Raw genomic sequence first — 3,319 nt, forward strand, 5'->3', positions numbered from 1 at the left:
GGCAAGCTCGACCAACGGTGGTTTCGACAGACCCAGCCAACGGTGGTCGGCCTTCGGCTAGTCGGGTCGTCGAAGCGGCTTGTCAGCCGAACAACTCACCCCAGGTGCGCACGGAGACGATGCCGGTTTGCGGCAACTTGTACTTCTTCTGCAGCGTCCTGACCGCCTTGTCCGTCTTGGCGCCGAACGTGGTGCCGCCGTCGACCTTGTAGCGACGGGCCTCGAGTATGTTGTGCACGGCCGCGACCTGATTGCCCTTGGCGCCCTTCCGGACGTCCGGAGCGAGCCGGGTCAGGGTGAGCGGATCGGCTTTGCCGGTCGCCGTCAGCTTCCGCTTCTTCTGGTACGCCTTAACCGCTGACACCGTGTCGGTGCCGAAATAGCCGGTGGTCTTCACCTTGTGGCCGGCCTTGATCAGCAGATTCTGCAGCGCTGTGACCTTCGCCCCGCGATTGCCCTGCTTGAGGGTGAGGGTGATGTGCAGGTCGTATTTGGTCAGTCCGTACTTGGTGATCAGTTTGTACACGCTGTCGGCGTACGACTTCTTGGACGACCAGCCTGCCTTGGCGATGGCGTTCAGGAACGCTTTGGGGCTGGTGGCCCTCATCGCCGACTTGTAGCGTCCGGTTGACAGCACCGCGCCCTGGTCGGTGACCGAGTCGCCCATCGACTTGTACTTCCGGTACTTGGTTCCGCTCACCTTGATGCAACTCTTCGAGACTTTGCTCTTGGCTCCGCCGCACAGGATTCCGAAATAGTTCTTGGCCTTCTTCGTCACCGTGCTCCTGCCCGAGTCGGAGTGGTACAGGCCCTGGGCGATCGTCACCGAGGCCGGCACCCTGGTGGTCGCCTGATTGCGCTGCGCCAGAGGTGCCAGTGAACTGATCAGGGCCTTGTTGGGGTCGGTCTTCGGCTTCTTGGGTTTCGGGGCCGGCTTCTTGGGTTTGGGCTTGGCTTTCGGCTTGCTGACGTCGAAGCGGTACAGGTTCCAACGCTTCATGGTGTTGATCACCAGCGTCGAGTAGTGGGGGTCGGTCGCGTAGCCGGCCTTGTGCACCGCCTTGATGAACTTGTCCGGATCGTTGGTGTACTTGAATGCCGGGTTGTACCGGTCGGCGTAGTTGAGCAGCCGTCCGTGGTCGAGGAAAGACTTCTCCATCGAGGAGTAGGTGCGGAACTTGCTGACGTACTTCTTCTTCTTGCCCTTGATGTACTCGTACGAGGCGAGTGACACGCACCCCTTCTGGTACGGGCTGACCGCGGCGCTGCATTTGATGCCGAAGTAGTTCCGATACTTGGCGCTGAGACCCGACAAACCCCAGCCCGACTCGAGAATCGACTGCGCGATCGTCACCGCACGGGGCACGCCGTACTTCTTCTTGGACGCCGTCGCGGCCTGGGCGGCCTTGGCGATGTACGCCTCGTAATCGACGGCTGCTTCGCTGTCGTCGGCGCCCACGGTGGCTGTCGCGAGACCGGCGGCTGTGAGGGCGATCGCGAGGAGTCCGATGCGGATCCGGGTAGAGGGGTGGGTCATGGCCAGGTATTCAAACCCTGAGAAGTAGCTCAGAGCCAGCTTAAGTCTCGACCCCGCATCGACGGATGGCCTGGTGAGTGCGCTCTGACTAGGTGATTCGCGTGTGGCAACCCTCAAGTGGCGCCTGATGCTGGGTTCGAGTGGACCGAAAAGAACCGTCCCTGCGTACCGGTTTGCGCGGGCCGGAGATGAAGGTCTCGACAAGCTCGACCAGCGGTGCCGCGAGGGGCCTCGGCAGGCTCGATCGCCGGGCTGGTGGTGCTACGGAGCCACCGGGATGCGGATGGTGAACACCGTGTGGCCAGGGCGTGAGTCGACGGACGCCGTCCCGTGGTGGGCGGCGACCACGGCCGCCACGATCGCCAGGCCCAGACCGGTGGACGATCCGCCCTGCTTGCGTGCGCGGCTGACCTCCGCCCGGGTGAAGCGTTCGAAGACGGACGCCTGAAGCTCTGACGGCACTCCCGGTCCGTTGTCGGTGACCGTGATCACCGCCGTCCGGCCGTCCACCGCCACCGCGGTCTCCACCTGGGTGCCCGGCGGGGTGTGCGTGCGTGCGTTGCCCAGCAGGTTGGCGAGCACCTGATGCAGCCGGTAGCGGTCGGCCAGCGCGACGACGGGTTCGTCGGGCAGCGACAGCGACCAGCGATGGTCGGGTCCGGCGACGCGGGCGTCGCTGGTGGCGTTGAGCACGATCTCGGTGAGGTCGGTCGACTTCAGATCGAGAGCGGGCCCCGAATCCAGCCGGGCGAGCAGCAGCAGATCCTCCACCAGGGTGCTCATCCGGTCGGACTCGGACTCGATCCGGGACATCGCGTGCGCCATCGCCGGCGACATGTCCGCCCGTTCCCTACGGGTCAGTTCGGCGTAGCCGCGGATCGCAGCCAGCGGATTGCGTAGCTCGTGCGAGGCGTCCGCCACGAACTGCCGCAGCTTCATCTCCGAGGCGTGCCGGGCCGCCAGCGCACCCTCGACGTTGTCGAGCATGTGGTTGAACGCCAAGCCGACCCGTCCGACCTCGCTGACCGGATCGGTGTCCCTCGGGCTCACCCGGACGATGCCCGCCACCTCGCCGCTCTCCAGGGGAAGGTTCGACACCGTGGTCGCGGTTCCCGCAAGCCGGTTCAGCGGGGTCAGGCTGCGAACCACCACACTGCGCGCCGCCACCACGGCGACCACGATCACCGCACCGGTGAGCAGCGCCTCGAAGACGACCAGCGAGGTCATCGCGCTGGTCACCTGGGCGAGCGGGATGCCGACGATCACCGTCCGGGTGTCATCGGCGCCGGCCGTCAATCGGTAGAGCCCGTAGCCGGCGAGTTGAATCGTGGCCCGATCCCCGGGGTTGAGGCTGAGCGTTCCCAGCAGATCGGTGGCATCCACCGACAGCGAGGTGAAACGGGGGCCGAAGTTGCTGGCGCGATCGACCAGGATCACGCCCTGAACGGCGCCGCCGGACTCTATTGCGATGATCGTGCCGATCTCCTGGCCGCCCGGCCCCGGACCGCCGCTGCTGGGACCGACCTGTCGCGCGATGGCGCGGTCGAGACGGGCGTCCACCTGACCGATCTGGATGTTGTAGACGCCGAGCGCCACCACCGCGCTCAGCCCGATCGCAACGACCGCGACCAGTGCCGCGACACGCACCACCAGCCGCCGTCCGAGGGTGCCCTTGGCGAGCGGTCGGACGGCGGACGGTGGCTGCGGGGGCGCCGCCAGCGGGGAGTCGGAGGTCTGCGGAAGGGGCGCCGACGGGGGAGGCGGCGCGGGAGGAGTGCTCAT

2 protein-coding genes are annotated in these 3,319 nt (G+C 66.2%); both read right to left on the bottom strand.

What is annotated here, in order from left to right:
• Window positions 1-82 precede the first annotated feature (82 nt).
• Window positions 83-1,537 (bottom strand): glucosaminidase domain-containing protein, encoded by a 1,455-nt coding sequence (locus Q0066_RS02590; protein ID WP_298129767.1) that lies wholly within the window; start codon window positions 1,535-1,537, stop codon window positions 83-85.
• Window positions 1,538-1,798: 261 nt separating this feature from the next.
• Window positions 1,799-3,319, bottom strand: a 1,521-nt coding sequence (locus Q0066_RS02595) for a HAMP domain-containing sensor histidine kinase (protein ID WP_298129768.1), incomplete at its 5' end; no start/stop codon positions are given.

Origin of the sequence: Micropruina sp. (assembly GCF_027492755.1) — a bacterium.
Lineage (GTDB): Bacteria > Actinomycetota > Actinomycetes > Propionibacteriales > Propionibacteriaceae > Micropruina.

Excerpts from the sequence above, each read along its gene's own strand:
- Q0066_RS02590 (WP_298129767.1), bottom strand. The coding sequence starts at position 1,537 with ATGACCCACCCCTCTACCCGGATCCGCATCGGACTCCTCGCGATCGCC.